Source organism: Pseudoalteromonas sp. SCSIO 43088, from assembly GCF_023650795.1.
Lineage (GTDB): Bacteria > Pseudomonadota > Gammaproteobacteria > Enterobacterales > Alteromonadaceae > Pseudoalteromonas > Pseudoalteromonas shioyasakiensis.
On sequence record NZ_CP072675.1, the window covers coordinates 610,986 to 637,232 of the forward strand.

The following is a 26,247-nucleotide window of genomic DNA, read 5'->3' on the forward strand; positions in this document are numbered from 1 at the left end:
GATGCAGAATTCAGCGTTTCACAGGTGCTTAATATCAAGGCGTTACTTTGCAATAATGACAGTCCCTTTTAAGAAGTAAATACATGGGTTTATTTAGCGTGTTTTGGTTGCGTCACTGCTAAGGGGGCGTAAAATAGCGTTTTTAAACTATAAAGCCAAACTTATGCCTACCAACATTGAGCAGCGAAAAGGCGTTATTTTCGCTTGTTTAGCCTTTTTTATGTGGGGTCTTGCGCCCATTTACTTTAAGTTTCTACAGCAGATTTCTGCGTTTGAAATCTTAATGCACCGTGTTATTTGGTCGGTGTTATTTTTACTTCTTATTATTGCTGCTCGTCATCAATGGCAGCGTATTCGTGTTGTACTCGGACAACCTAAATTACTTTTGATGTTGGTAATAACAGCAAGTTTACTTGGCTTTAACTGGGGGTTATTTATTTGGGCAGTGAACAATAATCATATGCTCGATGCCAGTTTAGGTTATTACATAAATCCATTACTGAATGTGTTATTGGGTATGTTATTTTTAGGTGAGCGACTACGCAAGTGGCAAGGCGTTGCGGTAGGTCTAGCGCTTTGTGGTGTGTTGCTTCAGCTTGTGAGCTTTGGTTCATTCCCTGTGGTTGCTTTCTCATTAGCAGGATCGTTTGCTATTTATGGGCTACTTCGTAAAAAGCTGCCGATTGAATCATTGCCAGGGTTACTGCTTGAAGCACTTATTTTATTACCGGTTGCGCTAATTTACTGGTGGTTGATGATGCCATCAGCAAGCTCTGATTTAACTGCAAACGATTGGCACATTAACTTGTTACTTATTAGTGCTGGTGTGGTGACAACCTTACCGCTGTTATGTTTTACCGGTGCAGCAAAGCGCCTGCAATACAGTACGCTTGGCTTTTTTCAGTACATTGGTCCAAGTTTAATGTTTATGCTTGCGGTGGCTTTTTATGGTGAGGTATTTGATGCTGAGCGAGTGGTGACATTTGCATGTATTTGGAGCGCTTTGGCATTATTCAGCTGGGATTCGTATCGTCAGAGCCGTAAGCAACGCAAAGCGCAATTAGAGGCGGTAACTAAGCCTGTGTAGGCTTAGCTTACTAGCTTGTTGCGGCCAGTGTCTTTAGCTTGATAAAGCTTTAAATCGGCCTGTTTTATTAGTTCATCCAAACTATAAACAGGCCCATTATGAAAACCAATCGACAGTGTAAACTTGATATGGTCTTTACTGAACTCAGGGCTGTGCTTTTCGACAAATAAGCGGAACTTCTCTAAGCGTTGCAACGATTCTTGTTTGTCTTGATCAGCAAAATAGACTGCAAACTCTTCACCACCAAAGCGGCCTACTAAGTTATCTTCAAAATACTTTGCCATACATTGCGATAACCCCTTAAGAACTTCATCGCCGGCATCATGACCGTAGTTATCGTTAATTGATTTAAAGTGGTCAATATCAATCATGGCTAAAGAGACTGAGGTATCTGACACTTTTGCAGCTTTTAGATGACTGTTTGCTTCACCAAAGAAATAGCGGCGATTAGGCAGCTTAGTGAGATAATCAGTGTTTGCTTGTAAACGAATCGTTTTAATGTTTTCAAGCATGTCGACGTTTTGGCTGAGCCGACAATAAAACTCTTCATTGTTGAATGGCTTACGAAGGTAATCGTCTGCGCCAGATTTCAAAAAGCGCGTTGATAAATGCAGAGTATCGAGTGCAGAAATGCCGATTATGGCCTTTTCATCGTTGGAGTATAAACGGCGAATTTCAACACAGAGCTCATCCCCATTCATGTTAGGCATTTCATTATCGGTAATGATCACCGATATTTTTGGGTTTTCAGCCAGTACTTTTAAAGCATCAACACCATCAACCGCTTCGATTGTTTGGTATTTATGACGGGTTAATAAGTTACAAATATGGTGGCGTGTTGCCGCTGAATCATCGACTACTAATACCAATATTTGCTCATTACGAGGCAAGCGAGCCAGTTGTTTTTCTAGGTATTGATAGGCTTGTTTATTTTCTTTGGTGATGTAGTCAATGATGGGGTGTTTTTCAACGATACTACGTGTTGTTTCGTCAAGGTTGCCAGTCATTACAATGGTCGGGATATCGGCTTCGATGGTGCAAGGAACTGCTTCACCGTTTGGCGCATCAGGTAGAATAAAATCTACTACGGCACAAAAGTAACTGTGCTTGCTAATAAGCTCTTTTGCCTCAGCTAAGCTACCGGCTATGTCGGCTTCATATCCAACTTTTTGCGCGATGTGCTTTTGCACCCGCGCAATGGTTGGCGTATCTTCAATTATTAATATTCTTCGAGTCACAGCTTGCCTTGTAATAACTTATTGGCGAAACAAAAGTTATTACAAGTTTTAACCCTAAAAGGGTAAAAAAGCAAATTGTTATAGGCTGTCTGACTCAGAATAATATTCAACACTTTGTGGTGTTGAGGTCGCAATGCGAGAGCGCCCAAATAATGTGTGAAACTTGGTTTTACAGGTTGTTTGCTTAAGGTATTTTATCCAAGCGCGCTCAATCGGATTGGTCGCTTCAAGATTACCGGTAACAACTTGTACAAATTGAGTTTGAAATTCATTTTGTGGTTCTAGGGTTTTGTTGTATAAACCCTTTAGAACAACACCATGCTGCTCGAGAATGTCGGCTTCTAGCAAAGTGAAGTGACCACTACGACCAAAACCGCGTGGGAAATTTTGATCATCATAGAATTGACGTTGGCTTGCAAATGCCTGACGAAGTGATGAAATGTCATTGCTCATGGCTTTATCCTCATGCCCTAATTTCTTGCTGGAGTATGGATCAAGTTGTCGATTTTATTAAACAAATTATTTTTATCGTAAGGGTAAAAAATGGATATCGATTTATTGAAGACTTTTGTTGAAGTGGTTCGTACACGCCATTTCGGTAAAGCAGCTGAAAATTTATATATTACACAGTCTGCGGTGAGTTTTCGGATCCGACAATTAGAGCAAGGTTTAGGCGTTAACTTATTTATTCGTCAACGAAACAACATACAGTTAACGGCGCCGGGTGAGCGACTACTGCCACACGCACAAATGATCATTACGGGTATGCAGCGCGCAAAAGTTGATGTGGCACTTGCAGATAATATGCATAAGCAAATTAGCTTAGCGGGAACACCTAATATATGGGATGCATTTTTACAGTTTGGTATTACTAATATTGTTTCTGCTATGCCGGGTGTGTCGTTAGTTGCTGAAGTCAAAGCACAACAAGAGAGTACTCGCTTATTACTGGAACGTACTCTAGATTTAGCTGTGTTGTTCGATCCCCCTAAAGTAGATGAACTAGTTGTACAGCGAATTTGTGAGCTACCTATTATTCCAGTGAGCGCGTTTGAAACAGCAAATAGTGAAAACTTTTTCGATAATCAATATGTTTATGTTGATTGGGGAACCACCTTTTCTTTATGGCATGCTCGTGAGTTTAACGGTCACGCTCCTCCTTATTTTAGAACCAGCACGGGTCGTATTGCGCTTGATTTAATTTTGAAGTGTGGCGGCAGTGCGTTTATTCCTCAGTTACTAGTTGAAGAGCAGCTTAAATCTGGTGAGCTTTATCATGTTGAAGATGTTGCGCATACCTCGCGCGATGTGTTTGTTGCTTACCACAGAGATAACGAACAAACTCCTTTATTAGAGAAGTTAGTGACCTTATTAACTGAACTACAAATAAAAGCTTAAAATTAATTTAATTTAGCTTTCATAAAAAATTAATGCTGCAACAGAAGGTTACGTTTTTATTTCAAAAATAATTACATTTTATGAAGCTAAATTGACGCTTTTATTTCAATTGTCATCTTTCTGTCATTTTTCGCTGTCACACTGCGCGCATCGAAACACACATGTGTTTTTTGTTGCGATTATTGAGGAAACGACATGAAATTTGCAAAGTCTAGCTTATTCCTAGCTTTATTTGGTGGTTTATCTTTTTCTGCATTAGCTGATGTAGATGTATATGGTAAAGCAAACGTGACTGTTCAATCATCAGATGATGGCGAAGGGTCTTTCACTGAAATTAAAAGCAATAACTCACGTTTTGGCTTAAAAGGTTCAGAAAAAATTTCTGAAGGCTTAGAAGCTGTTTATAAATTTGAGTTTGGTGTAGACGTATCTGACGCTGATTCAAAAGGCGACAATGACGATAACATCACTGCACGTAACCAATACGTGGGTGTTAAAGGTAGCTTTGGTCAAGTTGTTATCGGTCGTAACGATACAGCAATGAAGCAGTCTCAAGGTAAAGTTGATTTATTCAATGACCTTGAAGGTGATATCAAGAACGCATTTAAAGGTGAAAACCGTTTAGGCGACACAATTTCTTATGCTTCTAAAGACTTCAGTGGCTTCAAAGTATTAGCAACTTATGTGGCTGAAGATGATGTAGACGCTGATAACGGTTACTCAGTAGCGTTAACTTACGGCGATGCAAAACTTAAAGAAAGCAAACTCTATGCATCAGTTGCAGCTGACAGCGAAGTAAAAGGTTACGACATTGTTCGTGCAACAGTACAAGGTAAACTAGGTGACTTTAAACTAGGTGCTATGTACCAAACACAAGAAAAAGTGGATGGTAGTGCAGAAGCTGATGGCTACTTAGTAAATGCTGCTTACCAAATGAATAGTAATACTTTCAAAGTGCAGTACCAAGTAATTGACTTTGATGAAGGCGATAAGAAAACAGCTATTTCTGCAGGTGTTGATCACAAGCTTAGCAAAAACACCAAAGTATTTGGTTTCTACTCAACGTTTGATACAGACAATCAAGTTGACCAAGACTACCTAGGTGTTGGTATTGAATACAAGTTCTAATCCAACCTTTGGATAACTCCCTAACTTGTCAGCCCAGCTAATTAGCTGGGCTTTTTTGTTCTAGCCGAGAATTTGTAGCCTAGTTAGACTTGCGATTAAGCTTGTGCGTAGTTTGATTTGCCAGCAAGCCAACGTTGAATCAATTTATCGGTAAGCTCTGGATAGTCGTTCAAAATTTTGAAGGCAATGGGTCTTACATGATCGAGTGTTTGTTTATCGCGGTTTAAGTCGGCAATTTTAAATTCGGCTAGGCCTGTTTGTTTGGTACCAAGTACTTCACCTGGGCCACGGATTTCGAGATCTCGCTCAGCAATAACAAAGCCATCATTACTTTCACGCAGCACACCTAAGCGTTTTTGCGCTGTAGCTGATAATGGCGCGTGATAGAGTAAAACACAGTGTGATGCCGTAGCCCCACGACCAACACGGCCGCGCAGCTGGTGGAGTTGTGCAAGCCCTAACCGTTCAGGGTTTTCAATAATGATAAGGCTGGCATTAGGCACATCAACACCTACTTCTATCACCGTTGTGGCAACGAGTACATGAATATTGCCCGCTTTAAACTCACTCATAATGGCTTGCTTTTCGGCGGCTTTCATCCGGCCATGCACTAAGCCAACGTTTAGCTCTGGCAGTGCTGCTTTTAATTGCTCTGCGCTATCTTCCGCGGCTTGGCATTGCAGTACTTCAGATTCATCAATCAGAGTGCAAACCCAATACACTTGACGACCTTGCTCTGTACACGCTGTTCTCACACGTTGAATTATTTCGTCTCGGCGTGCATCTGGAATAGCCACCGTTGTAATAGGCGTTCTACCGGGTGGTAACTCATCAATCACTGAGGTTTCTAAGTCAGCGTAGGCTGTCATTGCTAGCGTTCGCGGGATAGGTGTTGCTGTCATCACTAATTGGTGCGGGTAACAGTCACCAAAGCGGCCTTTTTCGCGCAGTGATAAGCGCTGATGAACACCAAAGCGGTGTTGCTCATCAATAATAATTAATACGAGATTGTTAAACTCAACCTGCTCTTGGAATAACGCATGGGTGCCAACAATCATTTGTGCTTCCCCAGAGGCGATTTTTTCTAAAGTTGCTGCACGCTCTTTACCTTTACTTTTGCCACCTAACCAAGCGACTTCAACACCGAGTTGATTAAACCATTGGCTAAAGTTGATGCCATGTTGCTCTGATAAAATCTCTGTTGGTGCCATTAGCGCTACTTGATAGCCTTCGCTTATCGCGGTGAGCGCACTGAGTGCTGCAACTAAGGTTTTACCGGAGCCTACATCGCCTTGCACTAGACGCATCATCGGAAATGGGTGTTGTAAGTCACCTTTGATTTCTGCCACCACACGACTTTGCGCGTTAGTTGGGCTAAAGGCTAAATTAGCTAAAAACTGCTGCTCAAGTTGATTATGAGGCTTTAATGATACTGCTTTTACCGTTTGCCCTTTTTGACGTAGCTTTAAAAGACTTAAGTTTTGCGCAAGCAGCTCTTCAAACACTAGCCGTTGCTGGGCAGGGTGCATACCTTGTTCAAGGGCAGTTAAATCAACATCGTTTTGTGGGCGATGTAAGGTCATAAGTGCATCGGCTAAACACATTCCGGTCGGTTGAAACTGCTCTGGCAGTAACTCTTCGACAGGGTACTTAGTTAATAGTGCAAGAGCTTGATCGCTAAGTGCACGAATAGATAACTGTTTCAGCCCTTCGGTAACAGGATAAACCGGCGTAAGCGTGGTGTTCGTTGGTTGCTCAGAAGGGGTATCCGATAAGCTGTATTCCGGATGTGTCATTTCAAAGCCAACACGACCACGGCGGATCTCACCAAAGCAGCGAATGATTTTACCTGTACTTAAGGCATTTTTTTGAGCTGCGCTAAAGTTAAAAAACCTCAGCGTTAAACGGCCCGTGCCATCATTTACTTGGCAAACCAGCATGCGTCTTTTACCAAAGGTAATCTGGCTGGTTTCAATGGTGGCTTCAACACTAACATGGCTATGCGGTTGGAGTTCGCAAATTGGGTGAATGCGGGTCCGGTCTTCATAGCGATGAGGTAAATGAAACAGCATGTCTTGAACCGTATGAATATTTAGCTTAGCAAGGCGCTCGGCCATTTTCGGGCCGACGCCTTTTAATTCTGTAATTGGGTATAACGCTAAGCTAGGATGACTCAAAGGTGACTCAAATTATTAATTAGTAGACTGTTTTTCAGTTTACTTGCTCTCGTTAGTGGCTTCAAGCGGTTGCGTGTGTTTTAAAATGTTCCAGAACGTTTCATCAGCAACAATTTCACCACTTTCATCAAGCTCAGGGTACGGTAGCTCTTTTTCACGGCATTGTTCAGCAATGATAGGGTGGCAGCCTTCAAATAAGATACGGTGCTTTATTTTCGCATCAAGCATATCGCGGTTGTAAAGTCCGGCTTCTTCACGTTGGCGTTGTGCTTCAAATAGAATAAGTGCAGCAGCAACAGATACATTAAGAGATTGCACCATTCCTTGCATAGGGATAATGATGTTTTTATCTGCATGGGCAAGGGCACGCGGCGAAATACCATCACGTTCTTGGCCAACAATAACAGCCGTCGGTTTGGTGTAATCAATTTCACGAAAGTCGACTGCATCGTCGCTGAGATGAGTTGCTAAAATTTGTACTTCAGGATTTTGCGCACGCATCATGGCAACCGCTTCATCGATATTACGATGCAAGTGAGTTTCTAGCCAGTTTTTACTACCACCTGAGGTATTGTTAGTTAACCATTTTTGATTCTCTGGCCATACTGCATGTACGTGATGGCAGCCAGTCGCGTCAGCTGTGCGGGCAATGGCCGATAAATTATGATGCTTATGTACTTCTTCTAAACAAACCGTTAGGTCCGTTTGGCGGCGGTCTAACACGCGCTTAACACGCTCAAAGCGAGTTGTATCCATAGTTGTGTGCTCGTTGACGGATTCTAATTGGCGCTGATTATACCCTAGGGAACAACAGCACGGCTAATTGGGTTTTGTAATGAGATCAGCGTTTCTGTTGATTGAATAGCTTCGATGGCTTGTATTTTGTTAATTAACACATCTTGTAGATGATCAATTGAGCGCGCCATCACTTTGATAAATATACTGTAATTACCTGTGGTGTAATAGGCTTCGACAACTTCTTCTAGTTCTTTTAAATGCAGTAAAGTTTGTGGGTAATCACGGGCATTGTTGAGGTTAATACCAATAAAACAGCAAACATCGTAACCAAGCTGTTTGGCATCAATACTGACTTGGGTGCCTGTAATAATTCCCGCTTGTTTCATCTTTTCGACCCGTACATGAATAGTCCCGGCACTGACTGCAAAGCGTTTAGCGAGTTCTGCATAGGCTGTTCGCGCATTTTCCATTAAAGCATTAAGGATGTTTTTATCGAGATTATCGATTTGATAATTTTCCATGGTATTTATTAGTGTTAATTATTGAATCAATAAATTTTATAGCATTATTTTTATGAAAATTTCAATGTTAAGTTCTTTTTATTGTGGGTTATTGAAAATTATCTTTGTTTAGTTGAGGATTGTTTTAACAGGAGGGGCCAAGCAGCGGGTTTCTCTAATTAAGCAAGTAACAATAACTGGGAATGAGGCCAATTATTATGAGTTCACACTACCTGCAGCAACAGCAGCAAATTAGTAAAGTAAAACAGTTTTTTTCAAGCCAATTAGAACAACAATTAGGGTTAGTTGAAGTACAAGCACCAATCTTGGCAAAAGTAGGCGATGGTATTCAAGATAACTTAAGCGGTACTGAAAATGCTGTATCGGTAGCAGTGAAAACAATTCCGGGTAGCCAATTTGAAGTAGTCCACTCATTAGCTAAGTGGAAACGCAAAACCTTGGCTGATTACGATTTTTCGGTAGGTGAAGGACTTTATACGCACATGAAGGCGCTTCGTCCTGATGAAGAATCTTTAAGCCCAATTCACTCGGTGTATGTTGACCAATGGGACTGGGAAAAAGTAATTTGCGAGAGTACAGAGCGTACTTTAGACAAGCTAAAAGAAACCGTGACATCACTTTATCAGGCGATTAAAGCAACCGAACGCTTTGTCGCAAGCGAGTTTGATTTAACGCCGTTTTTGCCCGAGCAAATCACCTTTGTACACAGTGAACAGCTACGTCAGATGTATCCAGACTTTACTGCGAAACAACGTGAAAAAGCGGTAGCACAAGAGTACGGTGCGGTATTTTTAATTGGTATAGGCGGCACACTTGCAGATGGCAAAATTCATGACGTACGAGCACCGGATTATGACGATTGGTCAACACAAACCTGTAGTAAATTTGCAGGCTTAAACGGTGATATTTTAGTTTGGAACCCTGTGCTTGAAGATGCATTTGAAATCTCTTCAATGGGCATTCGTGTAAGCCCTGATGCATTAGCTACTCAATTAGCGATTACAGGCGACCAAGCTCGGTTAGAGTTTGATTGGCATAAACAGCTACTGGCGAAGAAGTTTCCGCAAACAATTGGTGGTGGTATTGGTCAATCACGACTCGCTATGTTGTTGTTACAAAAACAGCATATCGGGCAAGTACAAGTTGGTGTTTGGCCTGAACAGCTAAAACAGCAAGTGGAAGGAATTCTTTAAAGAGTAATGACCCTGGTAAAAAGAGGCTTTAAGCCTCTTTTTTATTAACTGGTCTTAAACTCTACCTCAACCTTGTTTTCTTCAAGTTTTACCTTACATGGTGGGTATTGGCGGTTAGTGAGTAGAACTTTTTCGAAAATATGAATTTCGACGCCAGAATGCAGTTTTTTATTAACGACTAATTGCGCATCTTCCAGTAAATCATGCAGGTGATGCTCTAAGCTTGATAGCTTTTTCTCAAGCATTTCAGCTTGCTCGCAATAGTGCATTTGTGTGGCACCAATTTTTGCGAGTAACTGTTTTTTCTTTTCGGCGTCTTTTACTTGATCTGCTTTTTCGATAGCTTCTTGCAAAGTATCAAGTTGTGAATCTGTTTGTGCTAAATCTTTTAAACACTGATCTGTTTGTGCGGTGACATCAGCACCCGAAGCTGCTAAGTGAATAACCATTTTAGCGCCAGATTCATTGCCAATTTCGCCGGCAATTAACATTTGTGCGTCTAGGATCTCTCCGCCGAATAGCTTACCTTGCGGATTATCTTCTTGGCCTATCTGCAACAGCTTAGTAGCTTTCATTGTGCAATGGCTGGCTTGGCGTTCAATGAGGATATTATTGGCTTCAAGGTAGCAGTATTGACCATGTGATAAGTGAATGTCACCTTGGCTGATAATATTACATGACAGCTTTTTATCTTCGAGCTGGTGACCAATTACACCTTGTTTTATAGTGATATCGCCAGCCGCTGATAAATGACCAGATTCCACTGTGCCCATCACTGTGATATCGCCTTTGGCGTTAATACGCATGCCCGGTTCAACGTTGTGAGTAACAATGACGCTACCTTCAAAGTCTACGTGACCACTTTTTACGTTTACATCGGCAATAGTAAAGATATCATCGACACGCATACCGTTGGCAATATCCACTGGTACACCAGCGATCACAGAAATTAGCTCGAGCGGGTTGTTTTTTGATATTTCGGTGCCTTCACCTGCGACTAGCTTGGTGTTTTCCCCCGGTTTTGCAGGAAGTACATCACCAGTAACAGTAAATCCTTCTTTGCCAGGAGTAGCAGGAATTTGTTTTATAAGTAATACACCAGGTTCGACACTTGCGAGCTTGCCAAAGTCACGCATATCGGCTGTGCCGTCTTCACGTAGCTTAGGTGTTTTTAAGCGGTCTTTTAAGGTCTCAACCTGTGGTACAAACTTAGACGGTTGGCCATCAATCGGTAAACGGCCTTTTGCGAGCACTCCTTTAGCAACTTCACCTGCAGGTAGCTCAAACTGTTGTTGTAATAACTTTTCTAAGAAAGCTTGCTTATAACCGCGGGCAACACCTGCTTTGATAAGCTCTTTTTTAGCATCGTCAAGCGTCATGACTTTGCCACCTTCAGCTAAAGTCAGCTCGCCTGTAGCCAGCATTTTGTCATCACTCAGGGTAACAACTAGGCTCGCATCATGTTTAGAGGCAACAACAAGCATGCGCTCATTTGAATCGCTTTTGAAGAAATTATTGATAGCTTCATGATCCACTCTGCATTCGCAAAATGGTGACTTTTCTAATGCTTCGATAATAAACGCAGCACTAGGAGGCGAGTTTTCATGAACATCTAATAAAACGTTGCCGTTGTGAGCGAGCTTAAACACCTGGAGATCCTTTTTTACTACATTAGCTAAAGGTTTTACTTGTTATAACAACAGAGTGCTAGAGATTTGCTAATGAGTCAAGAATTTCGGGTGAGGGAAGTAAGAACTTTTTCTAAAAAAGTGCCAGCAACTTTGCGTTGCTGGCAGGGCTGATTAGTTTGTTGAAGGTAGCTCCATGATACCGTCAATCTCAACTTGCACGCCTTTTGGTAGCGCACGTACGCCAATTGCGGCACGTGCAGGGTATGGTTGCTTAAAGTACTGGCTCATCACTTCGTTAACAATCGCAAAGTTAGATAGGTCAGTTAAAAAGATATTCACTTTTACCATGTCTTGAATTTGACCACCCGCAGCTTGGCAAACAGCTGTTAGGTTTTTGAATACTTGGTGAGTTTGCTCAGTAAAGTCTTCAGAGATCACTTCCATTGTTTCTGGCACAAGTGGAATTTGACCTGATAAATAAACAGCCGTGCCTACTTTAACTGCTTGGCTGTAAGTACCGATTGCTGCTGGTGCATTATCAGTAGAAATAAAAGATTTGTTCATGATTATCCTTGTTACTTTTTACGATAGACTCTTTGCACATCAGGCATAACGCGAATGCGGCGCATAATGTTAGCAACATGAACGCGGTTTTTAACCGTGATGCCTAAATCTATCATGTATAAATTACTTTCTTTTTCGTCAGTCGCTATTTCAACAATGTTGGCTTGGGTTGAGGCAACAACATTGGTTAATTTAGCCAGCGCACCTTGGTGATTGATAATCTCAATACGAAGGGCTGCAATATATTCTTTCTCTGGGTTATCGTCCCATTTTACAACTAAGTATTTTGAGCGCTCTTTTTCCCAACCACGAATGTTTTTACATTCTTGGCGGTGAACTGTAAGGCCTTTACCTTGGCTTATATAAGCAGTAATAGCATCGCCAGGTACAGGTCGGCAGCATTTAGAGTAATTAACTAACATGCCTTCAGTACCTATGATGGTTGCTTTTGCTTTTTGTGCAAGGTCATCTAGGTCGTCAGCATCAACTTGCATCAAGCGTTTTGCAATAAGCACACTCATAAGATTACCTGAGCCTATTTCGACTAATAGCTCAAGTACGGTATTTAGTTCATGCTCTTGAAGTACACGGCGAATGTTTTCATCTGGAATATCATCCAGTTTGGTTTCACCAAGTGCTGAGTCTAGTAAACGTCGACCGAGCAGCATGGCTTCTTCATGCTGTTGGCTCTTCAGGTAATTGCGGATACCTAAACGTGCTTTACCTGTTACAACAAAATTTAGCCAAGTTGCATTAGGGTGCGCCCCTGAGCTGGTGATGACTTCGACCGTTTGCCCTGTATCAAGTGCTTTACTTAGTGGGTGAGGTTTACGGTTAACGCGTGCACCTACACAGGTATTACCTACATCAGTGTGAACTGCATAAGCAAAGTCGACTGCTGTCGCACCCATAGGTAGTTCAACGATACGACCATCTGGCGTGAAAACATAGATCTCTTCAGGGAATAGCTCTGTTTTAACGTTTTCAACAAACTCAAATGATGAGCCCGCACTTTGCTGAAGCTCCAGTAAGCTTTGCATCCATTGGCGAGCACGCTGCTGTGCTGTGTGGCCTGCGCTATCACCGGCTTTTTTATACATCCAGTGAGCAGCCACCCCTTTATCTGCCATATGATCCATGTCGTGGGTACGAATTTGAATCTCAACAGGAATACCATGAGGGCCAACTAATGAGGTATGAAGTGATTGATAACCATTGGTTTTTGGTACAGCAATGTAATCTTTAAAACGGGTTTCGATTGGTTTGTAAAGGTTATGAGCAACACCTAATACGCGGTAACAGGTATCCATATTATCAACATTGATACGGAACGCGTAGATATCCATCACTTCGTTAAACGACAGCTCTTTATTGAGCATTTTTTTGTAAATGCTATAAAGGTGTTTTTCGCGGCCTGATATAGTTGCTTCGATGCCAGACTCTTCTAAACGCGCTTCAATTTCAGTCTTAATATTACTGATAACTTCTTTACGGTTACCACGTGCTTTGACTACTTCTGATCTTAATGCGCGATGGCGCATCGGGTATAACGCTTGAAAGCCTAAATCTTCTAATTCATTTTTAATATCATGAATACCAAGGCGGTTCGCAATTGGCGCATAAATCTCTAGGGTTTCACGGGCAATACGACGGCGTTTGTCAGGGCGCAGTGCGCCTAAAGTACGCATGTTGTGAGTACGGTCAGCCAGTTTGATTAAGATCACGCGAATATCTTGAGTCATCGCCATGATCATTTTGCGGTAGTTTTCTGCTTGGAATTCTTTTTTATCTTTAAAGCTGAGTTTATCTAGCTTACTCACCCCTTCAACAAGCTCGGCAACCGTGTCGCCAAAAATTTCAGCTAAGTCTTGTTGGCTAAAGTCAGTGTCTTCAATCACGTCATGCATCAGGGCAGCCATCAGCGTTTCGTGGTCTAAGTGCATGCCGGCAAGTATTTGTGTCACTTCGACAGGGTGGGTGATATAAGGCTCGCCACTTGAGCGTGTTTGGCCTTCGTGGGCTTCGCGAGCGACCACGTATGCTTTTTGTACCAGCTCAATATCAGCAGGTGGTAAGTATTCGGATATTTTCTTTTTGAGGCCTTCGAATAGATACAAAGTCACACTCCAATGCGCAAATGAAGTAAATCGGTAACGGTATGAATAGAATATACGATGAAAAGAAGGGCTTGCCAACGGCTAGTGTAGAAATACTAGCCGTATAGCTAAATCAAAGCGGGGAGCTTGATTACTGGTTGCCACCTACGATAGCAGCCACAGCAGCCATTTCTGCTGCTTCTTGATGTTGTTGTTCTTCACGATCAATTAAGTCCATAGAAGAGCTATCTACTAACCCTTTCTCAATTTCACGTAAAGCAATAACCGTTGGTTTGTCATTTTCAGCATCAACGAGTGGATCTTTACCACCAACCGCGATTTGGCGGGCACGACGAGCCGCAACTAAAATTAAGTCAAAACGATTACCAATTGCATCTACTGCATCTTCAACAGTTACGCGAGCCATCTCAGCACTCCAAATAAATTCTTAAGCAAAGGCGTAGTTTACTGTACCAAGTTAAATTCGCCAATAGCTTGTGGTTAATTTTTATCTTATTCTTAAAAAGTATTACTTAAGTAAGTTCTCTAATAACGCCTGATGGCGCACAGTTTGGCTTTTTAACGATAAACGTTTAGCCATAACGATAGTTTCGATTTCTGTAAGTGCAGTATCAAAGTCATCGTTAACAACAACATAATCATACTCATTATAGTGCGATGTTTCTGATTGTGCTTTTGCCATTCTTCCTGCGATTACCTCTGCAGAGTCTTGACCACGGTTATTTAAGCGTGATTCAAGTTCTTCTTTTGATGGTGGAAGAATAAAGATAGTCTCAACATCATCAACTAATTTGCGGATTTGCTGAGCACCTTGCCAATCGATATCTAAAAATACGTCAATACCTGCTGCAAGTTGGCTTTCGATTGCTTGCTTAGACGTACCATAGTAGTTATCAAACACTTGCGCCCATTCAAAAAAGTCATTTTTCTCAATTAGCGCTTTGAACTCATCCACAGAAACAAAGTGATAGTGCACACCGTTTTCTTCACCCGGACGAGGTGAGCGAGTGGTGTGCGAAACCGATACTTTCATATCGCTGTGTTTCTTTAGTAAAGCACCAATTAAGCTTGATTTACCAGCCCCTGATGGAGCTGACAAGATAAATAAATTTCCGCGAGTTTGCGCCATGATCTGTCTCTAATAAAAAATAAACAGGCTCGGACTATCGCTAATCCAAGCCTTTAATTGAACTATTGTACTTTATTTCGCTAAAAGTGCTCAAGTTTGCCTGCTTTTAGACTTTTTAAAACAAAAGACCCAGCAGGTGCTGGGTCTTATAAAAAACTGTAAAGCGTGCTTATTCAATATTCTGGATCTGCTCATTGAGTAGCGGGTTAGACCATAACAAAATCAATGGTTTATCGAAAAGAAACCGTTCAAAAATGCCTGTTTGCCCACCAAACTGCCCACCACTTGCCTATGGCTTTTACGAAATCTTAGTGGTTAGCAATGGAAAAATCTTAGTGGTTAGCAATGGAAAAACAGTGCCGTTTTTATGCTGCTGTTAGAGCTAAAACATAGCAGTTTTGAAGGGCTTTATCGAGTAATTTTTTCAACACCCCAACCATAAATGGATACAATAACATCCAATTTCTGTTTTATTTCGCTATAATGGGTATAACTGTATCCATTTGGTCCTTGCGGATGAATTTTACCTTACTTGATGATACCGATGTAAGCCAAGCCTATGCGGCTTATTTACGTGAGTTACGAAAGCAGGCAAAGCTGTCACGATCTGCGCTTGCTGAGCGAAGCTGTGTACCTGCGGCCACCATTAAAAAGTTTGAGCTGACCGGGCAAATTTCATTTCGCCAATTGCTGTTGCTATGGCAGACCCTTGATTCGCTAGAGAGGCTCTATCAACTCACACAACCTAGCAAAGAACGGGTCACTATGCCCTCTAGTATTGATGAGGTGCTAAAAGATGAGTTTTAAACCCATTCAAAAACTCGCCGTGACTCGCACCTTAAGTTCAGGTGAGCAGGATGCAGTAGGGGTCTTGGCGCAGAATCGGCAAGGTGTTTTTTTCCAGTATGCAGACAGCTATTTGCAGCAGTTTGGCAACTTATCACCTTTTACCTTGCATGCGAACGCGCAAGTTCAAGTCGCTCCTAAAGCGCCGCACCAAGGTGTACATGGCGTATTTGGAGATTGTTTACCCGATGGCTGGGGCATGCTGTTACAAGATCGTATTTTCCGGCAAAAGGGCATCCTACCTAATCAATTAACGGCGATGGATAGGTTAGCCTTTGTCGGTGATAAAGGCATGGGAGCATTGTCTTTTTCTCCGGTGTCTGAGTTTTCAGCCACCACGCACGCGGATATTGATTTAGCGACGTTAGGCTTAGAAGCACAAACGCTGTTCGATTCTTCGATGTCAGATTATATGGATGATAATCACGATGAGTTAGATGGGCATACGCAACAGGTGTTGGCCGCATTAGTCGCCGGAGGTAGTTCGGGTGGGGCAAGACCAAAGGCGCAGATTTATATGCCTGCTGGAGAAACTCAGCATTGTCGAACCTTTGCTCTGCCTGGAGATGAGGCCTGGCTGATTAAATTTACTTCTAAAAATCTCGCGCTCGGGCATGAAGAAGGTTTGTGCGAGGCAGTTTATTTACAAATGGCAGAACTTGCTAAGTGTCAACCACCGCTATGGCAACTCATTGAAGCACCACCTACAAGCGGTGCGTCTGCCTGGTTGGTGCTTAAGCGTTTTGATTATGTCACGGAGCAGACCAATTTAAGCGGCAATCGCAGTTCAGGTCGATTGCATATGCACAGCGCTTGCGGGCTACTGGATGCAGACTTTCGAACGCCAAGTTTAGACTACATTGATTTAATTAAAGCCAGCCGTCAGTTGTGTAAATCGCCAGCCGCTGGGCAGCTGCAATTTCGCCGTGCCATTTTTAACCTGCTGTCGTCTAATCAAGACGACCACAGTAAAAACTGGGCGTTCTTGCAAGCGGATGACGGTCAATGGGATCCTGCCCCTTTTTACGATGTTACTTTCAGCCCACATCCATTTAACGAACACGCCACTGCGTTCGGAGGTTATGGTAAAGCGCCACCGCTTAAGGTGATGCAAAAACTAGCGACCAGTGCAGGCTTTGCGAATTGGCATGAGGCAAAGCAAGTCATTGAAGAAGTCGCAGAAGCTATCAGCCAATTTACTCATCTTGCACGGCAGCAAGGTATCAGTAAAACAACAGTGTCTGCGATTGCTAAAACATTGGATCAGCGCAAACAGGAAAATGCAGCGCTTTTTCTACAACAATAAGAAGGGACAACAATGAAGCTCGGCCGAAACGATCCTTGCCATTGTGGCAGTGGTAAAAAATTTAAACGTTGTTGTATGAGCAGCGTTTCCAAGCAACATGCCCAAGTTTTCGATGATGTTGAAACCATGCTGGCAATGAACCCAAATTTGAGTCTTGATGAACTCAATACCGCTTTGCAGCACAAAGTGCAAGAACGCAATCATCAACCTCATCCCGATTTTTGTGGCGTGACGCCAACGCAAATGGCCAATTGGCTTTATGCGCCTTTTGATCAATTACAGTGGGTGACAATCAGCACTCCCGACTCTCTTTCTGCCAGCCCTGTGATGCGTTATCTAGCGCTCATTCTTGATGATGCCATGGCGCAAGAAGGCTCCTTCAAAGCCACAACTAAAGGCAACTTACCGACTAAATTAGTCAAACAGGCCAGTGAGTTATTGCCCGAATTTGCCGTTGCTCAATTCGAACGTAACATTAGTATCAGCGAGTTTGCGGGCAGCAACGAAGACAAGTTTAATGCTTTGCACTACACCCGAGTGCTTGCCGAAATTAGCGGTATTATTTATCGACGTAGCGGCCGCTACCATGTGAAAAAATCAGCGCAAAAGCAGTATCAGGTGTTAGGTATACAAGCATTTTTTAAACCTATGTTAGAAGCCGCCATCAGCAAATATAACTGGGGCTATTTGGACGGTTTTGAGTTTGATGCCGACTTGCGAACCTTTTGGCTGTTTATGCTGTGGCGTATTCAAAGCCACAGTAGTGTAGATCTGCTGGTTGAAGAGGTGAAAGTGGCTTTCCCAGATTTACTACAGGGTTTCCCAGCAGATGATTACTTCTCGCCGGAAAGAAACTTAAGCATACTCATCGAATCACGGTTTATTGAGCGATTTTTACAGTTTTGGGGATTTGTGACCCTTGATCCAAGAAGTTTTTTAAACACGGAATCTGTTGGTAGGACGGTACAGGTACTGCCTTTATTGAAACAAACTTTTCAATTCACAATAAATACATAGCAAGGTCATCGTGAGCGAATATCAATACTATAAATTTGAGCGTCTGGATGGGTATTTAGATGCTAAAGCACGTCAAGCACTCAGGGCCATTTCAAGCCGTGCCGAGATCAGCGCTACGGCCTTTCAGGTGTATTACACCTACAGTGATCTAAAGGCCGAGCCTTTTGAGCTGATGTTAAAATACTTTGACATCGGTTTTTACTATGCCGATTGGGGCTCAATCGATGCCTACATCAAGCTACCAGCAGGAACGCTTCCAGATGCGTTACTTGGCTTTTCAAGTGATGGGCTTCATATTCACGAAAACGATGAGTGGCAGTTGCTGATTTTTTCCCTTGAGGAGTATGATGAGTATTTTGACGATGAGCATGCTGACGACTTTTTCCAGCATTTAGCTGGGTTACGCAGCGGGTTAATGCAAGGGGATTGGCGCCTTGTGTACTTTATGTGGCTCAAAGCGTTTGATTTTAATGATGGCGTTGAGCGAGTGCCGTTAATTCAATTCGATTTTGAGCACCTCAGTGAAGAGGAGCAGGCGTTTGCTGCGCTGTATGATATTCCCTTAGCATTGGTTAAGGCGCTCGCCATGGTGCTGAGCGAACAACCCAGTCACCAAGCCAAACAAACTCAGCTTACGCTTGATGCGTGGATCCATAATCTCTCGCAAGCAGAGAAAGACACGCTATTACGCACGTTGTTTGAGCAAGGCCAGCTAACCCGTCACCAAGCCTTAGCGCTGACGCGAAAAGAACCTGTCAACACAGACGAGATCTATCAGTATTGGTTAACCCCCGAGGTAATTTCTCCTTTTATTGAGCAAGCGCAAAGCCAATTACAGCAAGAGCAAGCTGCAGCACTCGCAAAAAAATTAGCCATCGAAAAAGCAGAAAAAGAAAAAGCGTTGACGGATGTTTACAATCGGCGTGAGCACTACTGGCAGCAAGCACAAGAGCAAGCGGTTCGAACTTGCGCAAGTGGTTATGATGCGGCATCACGCTATTTGCATCAGCTGTTTGAGGCCTATCAGTTCAAAGCGGATGAAGCGGTGTTTGAACAACGTTTTAAGCGCTTTGTTGTGGCGAATAATAGCCGGAAAGCGCTGTTAAATCGCTTGAGTGATTTGCTTAAACGATGAGGCAAGAGACTGGCCAAATGACGTTAGCAAAAAACTGATTGAGGGTTAATGGAAGGTTGTAAGCCCACCAAAGGTCTACAAATTGTGGGTAAGCGGATTAAATGGTTGATCTTACCTTTGCATGAGAGTGAGACAGACCGGCATCTCATCGGATTATCTGGTTGATGCTTCACCTACTGCTGGTGCATGTTTCCTTCGCTAATTCCAGCAAGAACCCCACACGCCTCAACTTCCCGGTCATCGTTGCAACTCGCTCTCAGTGAAACGAGTTGTTTCTCAAGCGCTTGCAGAGCGGTTATCTGCGACCGCACATGAGAGATGTGATCATCGAGCAAGGCGTTGACGGCGGTACAAGGCTGATGAGGGTCGTCCTGATAGCTCTGTAGTTCGTGAATCTCAGCCAGTGACAGGCCCAGGATTCTGCAGCGACGGATGAAGGCCAGCCCCTCACCATGCTTCTCGGTATAGACACGGTAACCGTTGTCCTGCCGATCAGGCGGCGGCAACAAGCCCTGCTGTTCATAGAAGCGGATCGTCTGTGTTTCGACCCCTACCAACTGCGCCAACTGACCAATGCGCATCAGCCTCCTCCCCAACGGATTATTTACTCTATTGACCTTATAGTAGCTTTATAGTTTAAAATGGTACCACAACATTGTTCAAGTGGAGTCGTATCATGAGCAAATCCTGTGGTGGCGCCTGTGGCGCTGATGCAACGTCCGCAGCGGATACCGATATACAGGCCTCCTCCGAGGCGCCAGGGAGATGGGTCAGTGTTTATGCCGTGCCGAAGATGGACTGTCCATCAGAAGAACGAATGATTCGCCTAGCCCTGAACGGCTTTGAGGAGATTCGGGCGCTGTCCTTCGACTTGTCGAACCGCCGGCTGAAGGTCGTGCATGACGGCGAGGTCGAGCCCGTCACCTCGAAACTGAAGACCTTGGGGCTAGGCGCCTCGCTTCAGGAAACCGTCGCTGCAAATCCGGAGACCATCAAGGCCGCCGAGTTTTCGGCAGCTTCTGCTAAGCAAGAATCCGGGACCCTGCGCTGGTTGCTCGGCATCAATGCACTTCTGTTCGTGGTGGAAATGACTGCCGGTCTGGTCGCCCAGTCCACCGGCCTGATTGGAGAATCCCTGGACAATTTTGCCGATGCGGCGGTGTACGGGCTTGCCCTTTATGCGGTTGGACATAGCGTGAAAATGCAGGTACGTGCCGCGCATCTTGCTGGTGTACTGCAACTGATCTTGGCTGTGGGCGTGCTCGTAGAGGTGGTGAGACGCTTTGTATTCGGTAGTGAGCCTGAATCGCTGGTGATGATGGCTATCGCATTCGTCGCATTGATTGCCAATACCAGTTGTCTGCTGCTCATATCCAAACATCGGGAAGGCGGGGCGCACATGAAGGCAAGCTGGATATTCTCGGCCAACGACGTGGTGATCAACCTGGGGGTCATCACCGCCGGCGCCCTGGTCGCGTGGACCGGTTCCAATTATCCGGATCTGATTATCGGCACCATCGCGGGGGGCATTGTACTTAACGGTGCCAGACGCATTTTGGCGTTGAAGGGTTAAATAATGCTCATTATTGGCAAAAAGCTCTCGCCGTATGCCCTATTGTCCATATCGGGCCTGCTGGCAGCGTCTGATCAGGCTGTAAAGTGGCTGGTGCAGCAATCAATGGCCTATGGCGAGTATGTTTCGGTGACCCCGTTCTTTAACTGGGTGCACCTATGGAACACCGGTGCCGCATTCAGTCTTTTTGCGAATGGTGGAGGCTGGCAGCGCTACTTTTTTATCGGAATCGCGGTAGTGGTCTCGATTTTTCTGATCAAGCTGATCCTTGAAAATCGTCATAAAGGAGAAGCCATCGCTTACAGTCTTATCCTCGGTGGCGCCATGGGCAACCTGATTGACCGGGTCTTTCGCGGCTATGTTGTGGATTCCTTTGATTTCTATTGGGGGTTCTAGGGATTTTCCCCTCTAAAAAGACATAATCCTCTGTAGACCACACCAATAAATGGCTGCGGAGGTGGTTTACTTTCAGCTTGGAGCCTAATCATCCACTATCGGCCTTGTTATTTCGCCAATATTGGGCAATTTCCCAGTATTAGTGAAGTTATACGTTCCGCTTAAGTTGATATTTTGCCACGCAACGGGCGAAACAGCACGAGTGATACCCGCTTTCTCTTCATCTCCTCTCGCTTCAAAGTGTCCCAGCAGATGACTCAGTATCGCGGAGTTGAAGTAGATGATCGCGTTGGCAAGCAATCTTGCACATTCATTCCAGATAGCGATTTCACTCTCGTTTTTGCCTCGGAACTGATCGCCATTCACCGACGCAATAGCCCGTCTCAGGAAGTGCCACGCTTCTCCCCGGTTAAGGGCACGCTGAACGTACTGCCGCAAACTGGCATTGTCTATGTAATCCAGTAAATATTGCGCTTTGACCAGTCGATTATACTCCGTCAGCGCCTGTAATGTCGGGTGCCCCGAAGGATAACCAGACAACTTTCTTACCAGCATTGCCTGTGTCGTTCGCTTTGTCTGAAGTGACAGAACAATGCGCCTAATATCCTGCCATCCCGTTTCGATGACATTCGTCCTGATGGGCTTTTTCAGGGCAAGGTTGGTGCCGCCGTGTTCATTTTCAGTTACGTCAAACAGATCATTGATGACACTACTGAACTGCGCGTATCGCGGTGCAAAACTGTAACCGCATAGATCCAGTAAGGCGAAGTTAACATGATTGACACCGTGTGTATCTGTCGAGAGTACGTCAGGTTTGATTTCACTGCTGTTGGATTGTAACAGGTCATAAATATAGTGTGATTCGTGCTCGTTGGAACCGATGATCCGAGCATTGAGGGCGCTGTGGTTGGCCACCAGTGTCATGGCCGTGATCCCTTTGTTGGTGCCGAAATACTTAGAGGAGTACCGGGTTTTAAAGGTTTCCAGATGGGTTTCGAATTTCTGACCATCCGCACTGGCATGCAGCTGGTCCTCCTGAATATGGTAGTGGCGGAAGATGGGTAGCGCTGCAACCGCATTATTGATCACGTCGCTGGCGTCATGCAGCGTTTCAGGCCGGATATAGTTGGCCTGCACCGTACTCAGGTGTTCATAGCTTCGATCGGAGATCTGCGCCATGCCATACACACCACGGTGAGTGGCGTTGGCAATCAGAATGGCCAGTAAATCATCCTGATGAGTGAACCCTTGTTTTTGTATCGGAAGTACATGAGTCAGACATTTCATGAACCCGGTTTCGCGCTCTACATACCGCAGTACATCCGCGATACCGACCGGTTGCATTCGCTTAAAAAAGGGATTGTTGACCAGAGATGTAGCGCTTTTGGTCGGCAGACGCCAGCGGGTACCGGTACGATTTTTCATGATCACATTTCGATTGTCTCCCTCATCAATATGGAGAGCAACGTCTTTGAGTGCACTTTCCAGCCGGTGTTGTTTCTCCTGTAACAATAACTCTGCGGGCTGTTTTAGTCTGTCCAGTGTTGATGAGGCCAGCAAGGTATCCTGCGATGTCTGGGGGATCAGGTCGTCTTCCAGTGCGCGGTATTTGGTAACATTTGGCAAATAAATGCGTCCATTCAGTCGTGAGGTTAACTGCCGGTAGAGCAGCCATTCGTAACGTTGCGGGTTAACGTTATCCTGTTTAACCAACCATGGGAGGTGCTTTTTCGGGATGAGCGACGTATCCATCGTCTTCAGTGGTCCACCGAATGCGATTTCCGTCTGCATCTGTTGAAGTTGGGCGACGACGGCTTCTGAGCCTTTACCGGCCTCACATTCAAGGCACAAGAACACCTGCCTTAACAGTTGCTCCAGGAGATTGCATTGTTCATCGTAATGTTGCCACTGGTACTCTTCCACGGTCCGTTTCTGTTTTTTCAGGTAAAGGCAGAGGGTCTGGATATCCCTGTCATTCATGACCTTCAATGCCTGTTGTCTGACTACTGAGAAGGGTTGATTATCATCAATGTTCTCATCCACAAACAGATGCAGTAACTCTGCCGCTTTCGTGACATTGTCCGCGGCTGACTGCCAGGACAGGAACACTGCTTGTTGTGCAAAGGTGTTGGCAGCTTCTTGTTGCTTGCGGATATGGTAAATGAACCCATCAGTTAACCGTTCCAGTGCCAGTTGTATCCGCTCTGTCAGGTGACATAGCAACCATAGATGCTGCTGTGCGCGTTTGAATCGTTTGAGTTTACTACCGTAATAGTTGATGAGCTCACCGAAGTGTTGTCGATTTTTAAGAGACAGATTAAGCCCATCGATAACGCCATTGATTTGCGTGCGCCATGGCGCTAACTGATGATAAAGGGCAAGCTCTTTTTTAAGTTCAGGTACGGTCAGACTTTTTGCACCGCCTCTGAGCTGGTTCAGGCTTAGTCCGTCATCAATGGCTGTTATGCTGTCCAGAAAGACGTGAAGTTCAGGACTGGTGAGTTGATTAAGTTGGTGCGCCAGGTCTTTTCTGACCTGCTGCATCGCTCTGCTTATCAGTCTCTGGAGTACGGTGTACCTAGGGATAGCAATGCTGTGACTGGTTAGGAATTCAATAGCAGTATCAAAGAGGTAACGCGGCTCCAGCCAGGCATTGCCCACCTGAACAAGGTGGTCGAAAAGAGAATTGAAGTGCTGACTTTCGTCCCATTTGTGATAACCAGCAAGGTCTAATACTTTTGCGTAGAGTCGATCTTTTTGTTTTTGTGAGGGAGTGAATGGTCTGAGCCCCTTGCCGCCAAGCAGCTCTTTACTGATGAACATTAAATCCTTAGAAACCTGCGAGTAAGCGATATCTAGGATGACGGGCTTTGATTTGAAGTATCCCAAAATCGCGACAAAGTAACATCTATGAGCTCTGAGACGAATTGACCGAAAAACTGCCAATTCCGCATCGTTCAGAGAAAAGTACAGACGTTGTTCTTCGATTGAAAAAATGGGTGGGGAATAAAGATCTGCCTGTTCTGCTCTCGTGAGAATAGTAATTTCGTTTTTGATGGCCATATCAGGGCTGTTCCGTATTAAATGTACGATATTTACCTAATTTGCCACACTTATAAGTAGTAACCCACCTCCGCAGCCATTTATTGGTGTGGTCTACAGAGGATTATGTCTTTTTAGAGGGGAAAATCCCTAGAACCCCATCATGGAAGCTAAACGAAACTAATACTGCCGCTTATGTGATGTTAAATATGTCGGGCGAAATCGGCGATATTCCATTTACCGGTAATGTTGGTTTACGATACGCCAAAACAGAAGTTGAATCTACAGGTCATGAGCAAACTAATGGGGGAGGTACCGATCCTATTGCAATAGATCATGATTATGATGAATTTTTGCCATCGTTAAATATGGTTTTCAATATAACTGATGATTCACAAATTCGTCTTGGCTTAGCTAGAACCATGGCGCGTCCACCGTTGCTTGAAATGCGTACAGGTTTTTCGTTTGATAAATCACAAACTCAATGGACAGCATCAGGTGGTAACCCAACACTTGACCCCTACGTAGCCAACCAAGTTGATTTAGGTTATGAATATTATTGGGGGGATAGCTCAGCAGCGACCATTAACTTCTTCTATAAAGACTTAGAATCACACATTGGCCTCTCTGAAGGAACGGTTGAATTTGATGGCGACACTTATGCTTTCACCGGTACAGTTAATGGTGACGGTGGTACTATTCAAGGTTTTGAAGTGTTATATCAACAAGCTTTCGACATGTTACCTGCGCCATTTGATGGTTTAGGGGTTTATGCAAACTACTCATACACTGATAGTGATGTGATGGAATTTAAGCCAGCAAATAATCCTTATAACTTAGGTGGTTTATCAAAAGATATCGGCAGTTTAACCTTATGGTATGAGAAAGATGGCTTTGATGCTCGTGTTTCATATAACTACCGTAGTGAATTTACGGGCGTAAATAGCTGGTTACCTGCACAAGTTAATTTGAATTCTTCAGAAACAACGGTTGATGCAAGTATTGGTTATCAAGTGACTGAAAATTTAAAACTTACCCTTCAAGGACAGAATTTAACCAATGAGTCTTCTGAAAACTATTGGGATAACGACTTCAACAAACCAGCATTTAATGTTGAGTGGGGACGTCGCATCCTAGTTGGTTTCCAATATAACATGTAGTTACTCTCTACCGGCTTGGTTTAATACCAAGTCGGTAGTTGTTCAACTCAATATAACCTCAAGTCCGTACTAATTGATCCTAGGTTGCATATGTCTAAGCATATTTTAATTACAGGTGCCTCTTCAGGGGTAGGTCGAGCATTGGCTATTAAGCTCTCTTCGCAAGATTCTAGTTTAAATTTTAACTTGAGTTTATGTGGCAGAAATAGCACGAAGCTGGCACAAACTCTGGCTGATATTTCAAACAGAAGCCGTATTTTTTCTGAAAGCTTTTGTTTATCAAACAAAGACAAAATAAATGATTTTGTTTTGGCTGCAGAAAGTAAGTTTGGTGATGTCGATATATTGATCAATTGCGCAGGCTTAAATTCATCAAGAACACCAGCAGGTGAACCTGATTGGCAACAATTAGAATGGATGATGAAGATTAACTTTTTTGCACCACTTCGTTTTGTTGAATTAGTTTTACCCAAAATGTTAACCAAGAAAAAGGGGGTGCTGCTTAATGTATTGTCAACGACTTGTTTGTTTTCAAACCCAGGAACAGCGCAATACAGCGCGGGTAAATCAGCGCTTGATACTTACATTAAAGTATTAAGAAAAGAGCTGCATGGTACAGGCGTTAAGGTGCTTTCTTTATACCCTGGCGGTATAGATACCGACTTTCGTGACCAGACAAGGCCTGAGTATTTAAGTTCTATAGATGTTGCTGATGGCATTTATAACATGATTTTTACACATTCAAATGTACAGATTCATGAAATGGTTATTCGACCAGAAAATGAAAGTAATTTTTGCTAAAGCACGGTTATAAATAAAGTTAAACCGTATTCATTGAATTGTTTCCATTG

23 protein-coding genes and 1 pseudogene are annotated in these 26,247 nt (G+C 43.7%); 12 read left to right on the forward strand and 12 right to left on the reverse strand.

Translation table 11 applies throughout. The features are described 5' to 3' along the window. The first annotated feature begins 163 nt into the window (after positions 1–163). A complete protein-coding gene (gene rarD, locus J8Z28_RS02900) occupies positions 164–1,087 on the forward strand; it encodes an EamA family transporter RarD (protein ID WP_062565954.1) in 924 nt (307 codons plus the stop codon). A 2-nt stretch (positions 1,088–1,089) separates the two neighbouring features. On the opposite strand, the gene J8Z28_RS02905 is transcribed toward rarD, so the two are convergent. Together J8Z28_RS02905 and J8Z28_RS02910 are read right to left on the reverse strand one after the other, a co-directional pair. Further along, entirely contained in the window at positions 1,090–2,325 is a 1,236-nt protein-coding gene (locus J8Z28_RS02905; protein ID WP_062565953.1) for a GGDEF domain-containing response regulator, read from the reverse strand. A 78-nt stretch (positions 2,326–2,403) separates the two neighbouring features. Then, a complete protein-coding gene (locus J8Z28_RS02910; RefSeq protein ID WP_054563414.1) occupies positions 2,404–2,778 on the reverse strand; it encodes a MaoP family protein in 375 nt (124 codons plus the stop codon). Between the two features lie 90 nt (positions 2,779–2,868). On the opposite strand from J8Z28_RS02910, the gene J8Z28_RS02915 reads away from it, so the two are divergent. After that, positions 2,869–3,723 carry a LysR family transcriptional regulator gene (locus tag J8Z28_RS02915; protein WP_054554216.1) on the forward strand — a complete coding sequence of 285 codons (855 nt, stop codon included), beginning with the start codon at positions 2,869–2,871 and terminating at the stop codon, positions 3,721–3,723. Between the two features lie 195 nt (positions 3,724–3,918). Continuing rightward, positions 3,919–4,851, forward strand: coding sequence for a porin (locus J8Z28_RS02920; protein ID WP_054563416.1), 933 nt, complete (start codon positions 3,919–3,921; stop codon positions 4,849–4,851). 95 nt (positions 4,852–4,946) lie between these two features. Here the strand turns inward: J8Z28_RS02920 and recG are convergent, their stop codons facing one another. The 3 genes from recG to asnC are packed head-to-tail and all read right to left on the reverse strand — an operon-like array spanning position 4,947 to position 8,287. Next, the gene (gene recG / locus J8Z28_RS02925) at positions 4,947–7,028 is read right to left on the reverse strand and encodes an ATP-dependent DNA helicase RecG (RefSeq protein WP_062565952.1); all 2,082 of its coding nucleotides are present in this window, start codon (positions 7,026–7,028) and stop codon (positions 4,947–4,949) included. A gap of 39 nt (positions 7,029–7,067) precedes the next feature. After that, entirely contained in the window at positions 7,068–7,784 is a 717-nt protein-coding gene (gene trmH / locus J8Z28_RS02930) for a tRNA (guanosine(18)-2'-O)-methyltransferase TrmH (protein ID WP_062565951.1), read from the reverse strand. A 44-nt stretch (positions 7,785–7,828) separates the two neighbouring features. After that, complete coding sequence (gene asnC, locus J8Z28_RS02935) at positions 7,829–8,287, reverse strand: transcriptional regulator AsnC (protein ID WP_054554220.1); 459 nt, start codon at positions 8,285–8,287, stop codon at positions 7,829–7,831. 197 nt (positions 8,288–8,484) lie between these two features. Here asnC and asnA point away from each other — a divergent pair, with 197 nt between their 5' ends. Then, complete coding sequence (gene asnA, locus J8Z28_RS02940; protein ID WP_054563419.1) at positions 8,485–9,480, forward strand: aspartate--ammonia ligase; 996 nt, start codon at positions 8,485–8,487, stop codon at positions 9,478–9,480. 44 nt (positions 9,481–9,524) lie between these two features. On the opposite strand, the gene J8Z28_RS02945 is transcribed toward asnA, so the two are convergent. The 5 genes from J8Z28_RS02945 to gmk all read right to left on the reverse strand — a co-directional run bounded on the left by J8Z28_RS02945 (position 9,525) and on the right by gmk (position 14,921). After that, complete coding sequence (locus J8Z28_RS02945) at positions 9,525–11,129, reverse strand: flagellar assembly protein A (protein WP_058583784.1); 1,605 nt, start codon at positions 11,127–11,129, stop codon at positions 9,525–9,527. 153 nt (positions 11,130–11,282) lie between these two features. After that, positions 11,283–11,675, reverse strand: a complete 393-nt coding sequence (gene ridA / locus J8Z28_RS02950) for a deaminase RidA (RefSeq protein WP_054554223.1) — start codon at positions 11,673–11,675, stop codon at positions 11,283–11,285. Positions 11,676–11,686: 11 nt separating this feature from the next. Continuing rightward, positions 11,687–13,792: a bifunctional GTP diphosphokinase/guanosine-3',5'-bis pyrophosphate 3'-pyrophosphohydrolase gene (spoT, locus tag J8Z28_RS02955; protein WP_054563422.1), complete on the reverse strand. Its 2,106-nt coding sequence runs from the start codon at positions 13,790–13,792 to the stop codon at positions 11,687–11,689. Between the two features lie 130 nt (positions 13,793–13,922). Continuing rightward, a complete protein-coding gene (gene rpoZ, locus J8Z28_RS02960) occupies positions 13,923–14,198 on the reverse strand; it encodes a DNA-directed RNA polymerase subunit omega (RefSeq protein WP_054554225.1) in 276 nt (91 codons plus the stop codon). Positions 14,199–14,300: 102 nt separating this feature from the next. After that, complete coding sequence (gmk, locus tag J8Z28_RS02965; protein WP_054563423.1) at positions 14,301–14,921, reverse strand: guanylate kinase; 621 nt, start codon at positions 14,919–14,921, stop codon at positions 14,301–14,303. A gap of 516 nt (positions 14,922–15,437) precedes the next feature. Between gmk and J8Z28_RS02970 the strand changes: the two genes are divergently transcribed. Genes J8Z28_RS02970 through J8Z28_RS02985 form a run of 4 tightly spaced genes read left to right on the forward strand, consistent with a single transcriptional unit; the run spans position 15,438 to position 19,225 of the window. Then, positions 15,438–15,728 (forward strand): helix-turn-helix domain-containing protein, encoded by a 291-nt coding sequence (locus J8Z28_RS02970; RefSeq protein WP_250659855.1) that lies wholly within the window; start codon positions 15,438–15,440, stop codon positions 15,726–15,728. Then, entirely contained in the window at positions 15,718–17,073 is a 1,356-nt protein-coding gene (locus tag J8Z28_RS02975) for a type II toxin-antitoxin system HipA family toxin (RefSeq protein ID WP_250659856.1), read from the forward strand. The genes J8Z28_RS02970 and J8Z28_RS02975 overlap by 11 nt, the downstream gene beginning before the upstream one ends. Positions 17,074–17,085: 12 nt before the next feature. Beyond that, complete coding sequence (locus J8Z28_RS02980; RefSeq protein WP_250659857.1) at positions 17,086–18,090, forward strand: YecA family protein; 1,005 nt, start codon at positions 17,086–17,088, stop codon at positions 18,088–18,090. 10 nt (positions 18,091–18,100) lie between these two features. After that, positions 18,101–19,225, forward strand: coding sequence for a hypothetical protein (locus J8Z28_RS02985; RefSeq protein WP_250659858.1), 1,125 nt, complete (start codon positions 18,101–18,103; stop codon positions 19,223–19,225). 173 nt (positions 19,226–19,398) lie between these two features. On the opposite strand, the gene cadR is transcribed toward J8Z28_RS02985, so the two are convergent. Continuing rightward, positions 19,399–19,806, reverse strand: a complete 408-nt coding sequence (cadR, locus tag J8Z28_RS02990) for a Cd(II)/Pb(II)-responsive transcriptional regulator (RefSeq protein ID WP_004364961.1) — start codon at positions 19,804–19,806, stop codon at positions 19,399–19,401. Between the two features lie 95 nt (positions 19,807–19,901). Between cadR and J8Z28_RS02995 the strand changes: the two genes are divergently transcribed. Beyond that, entirely contained in the window at positions 19,902–20,798 is an 897-nt protein-coding gene (locus J8Z28_RS02995) for a cation efflux transmembrane domain-containing protein (protein ID WP_250659859.1), read from the forward strand. Positions 20,799–20,801: 3 nt separating this feature from the next. Continuing rightward, positions 20,802–21,185 (forward strand): annotated as a pseudogene (lspA, locus tag J8Z28_RS03000) (signal peptidase II); the annotation flags it as partial. Between the two features lie 93 nt (positions 21,186–21,278). Here the strand turns inward: lspA and J8Z28_RS03005 are convergent. Then, the gene (locus J8Z28_RS03005; protein ID WP_013755170.1) at positions 21,279–24,257 is read right to left on the reverse strand and encodes a Tn3-like element ISShfr9 family transposase; all 2,979 of its coding nucleotides are present in this window, start codon (positions 24,255–24,257) and stop codon (positions 21,279–21,281) included. 86 nt (positions 24,258–24,343) lie between these two features. On the opposite strand from J8Z28_RS03005, the gene J8Z28_RS03010 reads away from it, so the two are divergent. Together J8Z28_RS03010 and J8Z28_RS03015 are read left to right on the forward strand one after the other, a co-directional pair. Further along, positions 24,344–25,396 (forward strand): TonB-dependent receptor, encoded by a 1,053-nt coding sequence (locus J8Z28_RS03010; RefSeq protein WP_250659860.1) that lies wholly within the window; start codon positions 24,344–24,346, stop codon positions 25,394–25,396. Positions 25,397–25,486: 90 nt separating this feature from the next. Further along, positions 25,487–26,197, forward strand: a complete 711-nt coding sequence (locus tag J8Z28_RS03015) for an SDR family NAD(P)-dependent oxidoreductase (protein ID WP_250659861.1) — start codon at positions 25,487–25,489, stop codon at positions 26,195–26,197. The last annotated feature ends 50 nt before the right edge of the window (positions 26,198–26,247 follow it).

Coding starts and splice junctions, on each gene's coding strand:
- rpoZ (WP_054554225.1), bottom strand. CDS start 14,198: ATGGCTCGCGTAACTGTTGAAGATGCAGTAGATGCAATTGGTAATCGT.
- asnA (WP_054563419.1), top strand. CDS start 8,485: ATGAGTTCACACTACCTGCAGCAACAGCAGCAAATTAGTAAAGTAAAA.
- J8Z28_RS02920 (WP_054563416.1), top strand. CDS start 3,919: ATGAAATTTGCAAAGTCTAGCTTATTCCTAGCTTTATTTGGTGGTTTA.
- asnC (WP_054554220.1), bottom strand. CDS start 8,287: ATGGAAAATTATCAAATCGATAATCTCGATAAAAACATCCTTAATGCT.
- gmk (WP_054563423.1), bottom strand. CDS start 14,921: ATGGCGCAAACTCGCGGAAATTTATTTATCTTGTCAGCTCCATCAGGG.
- J8Z28_RS02980 (WP_250659857.1), top strand. CDS start 17,086: ATGAAGCTCGGCCGAAACGATCCTTGCCATTGTGGCAGTGGTAAAAAA.
- J8Z28_RS02975 (WP_250659856.1), top strand. CDS start 15,718: ATGAGTTTTAAACCCATTCAAAAACTCGCCGTGACTCGCACCTTAAGT.
- J8Z28_RS02915 (WP_054554216.1), top strand. CDS start 2,869: ATGGATATCGATTTATTGAAGACTTTTGTTGAAGTGGTTCGTACACGC.
- cadR (WP_004364961.1), bottom strand. CDS start 19,806: ATGCGCATTGGTCAGTTGGCGCAGTTGGTAGGGGTCGAAACACAGACG.
- J8Z28_RS02995 (WP_250659859.1), top strand. CDS start 19,902: ATGAGCAAATCCTGTGGTGGCGCCTGTGGCGCTGATGCAACGTCCGCA.
- J8Z28_RS02910 (WP_054563414.1), bottom strand. CDS start 2,778: ATGAGCAATGACATTTCATCACTTCGTCAGGCATTTGCAAGCCAACGT.
- trmH (WP_062565951.1), bottom strand. CDS start 7,784: ATGGATACAACTCGCTTTGAGCGTGTTAAGCGCGTGTTAGACCGCCGC.
- rarD (WP_062565954.1), top strand. CDS start 164: ATGCCTACCAACATTGAGCAGCGAAAAGGCGTTATTTTCGCTTGTTTA.
- ridA (WP_054554223.1), bottom strand. CDS start 11,675: ATGAACAAATCTTTTATTTCTACTGATAATGCACCAGCAGCAATCGGT.
- J8Z28_RS03005 (WP_013755170.1), bottom strand. CDS start 24,257: ATGGCCATCAAAAACGAAATTACTATTCTCACGAGAGCAGAACAGGCA.
- J8Z28_RS02970 (WP_250659855.1), top strand. CDS start 15,438: ATGAATTTTACCTTACTTGATGATACCGATGTAAGCCAAGCCTATGCG.
- J8Z28_RS03015 (WP_250659861.1), top strand. CDS start 25,487: ATGTCTAAGCATATTTTAATTACAGGTGCCTCTTCAGGGGTAGGTCGA.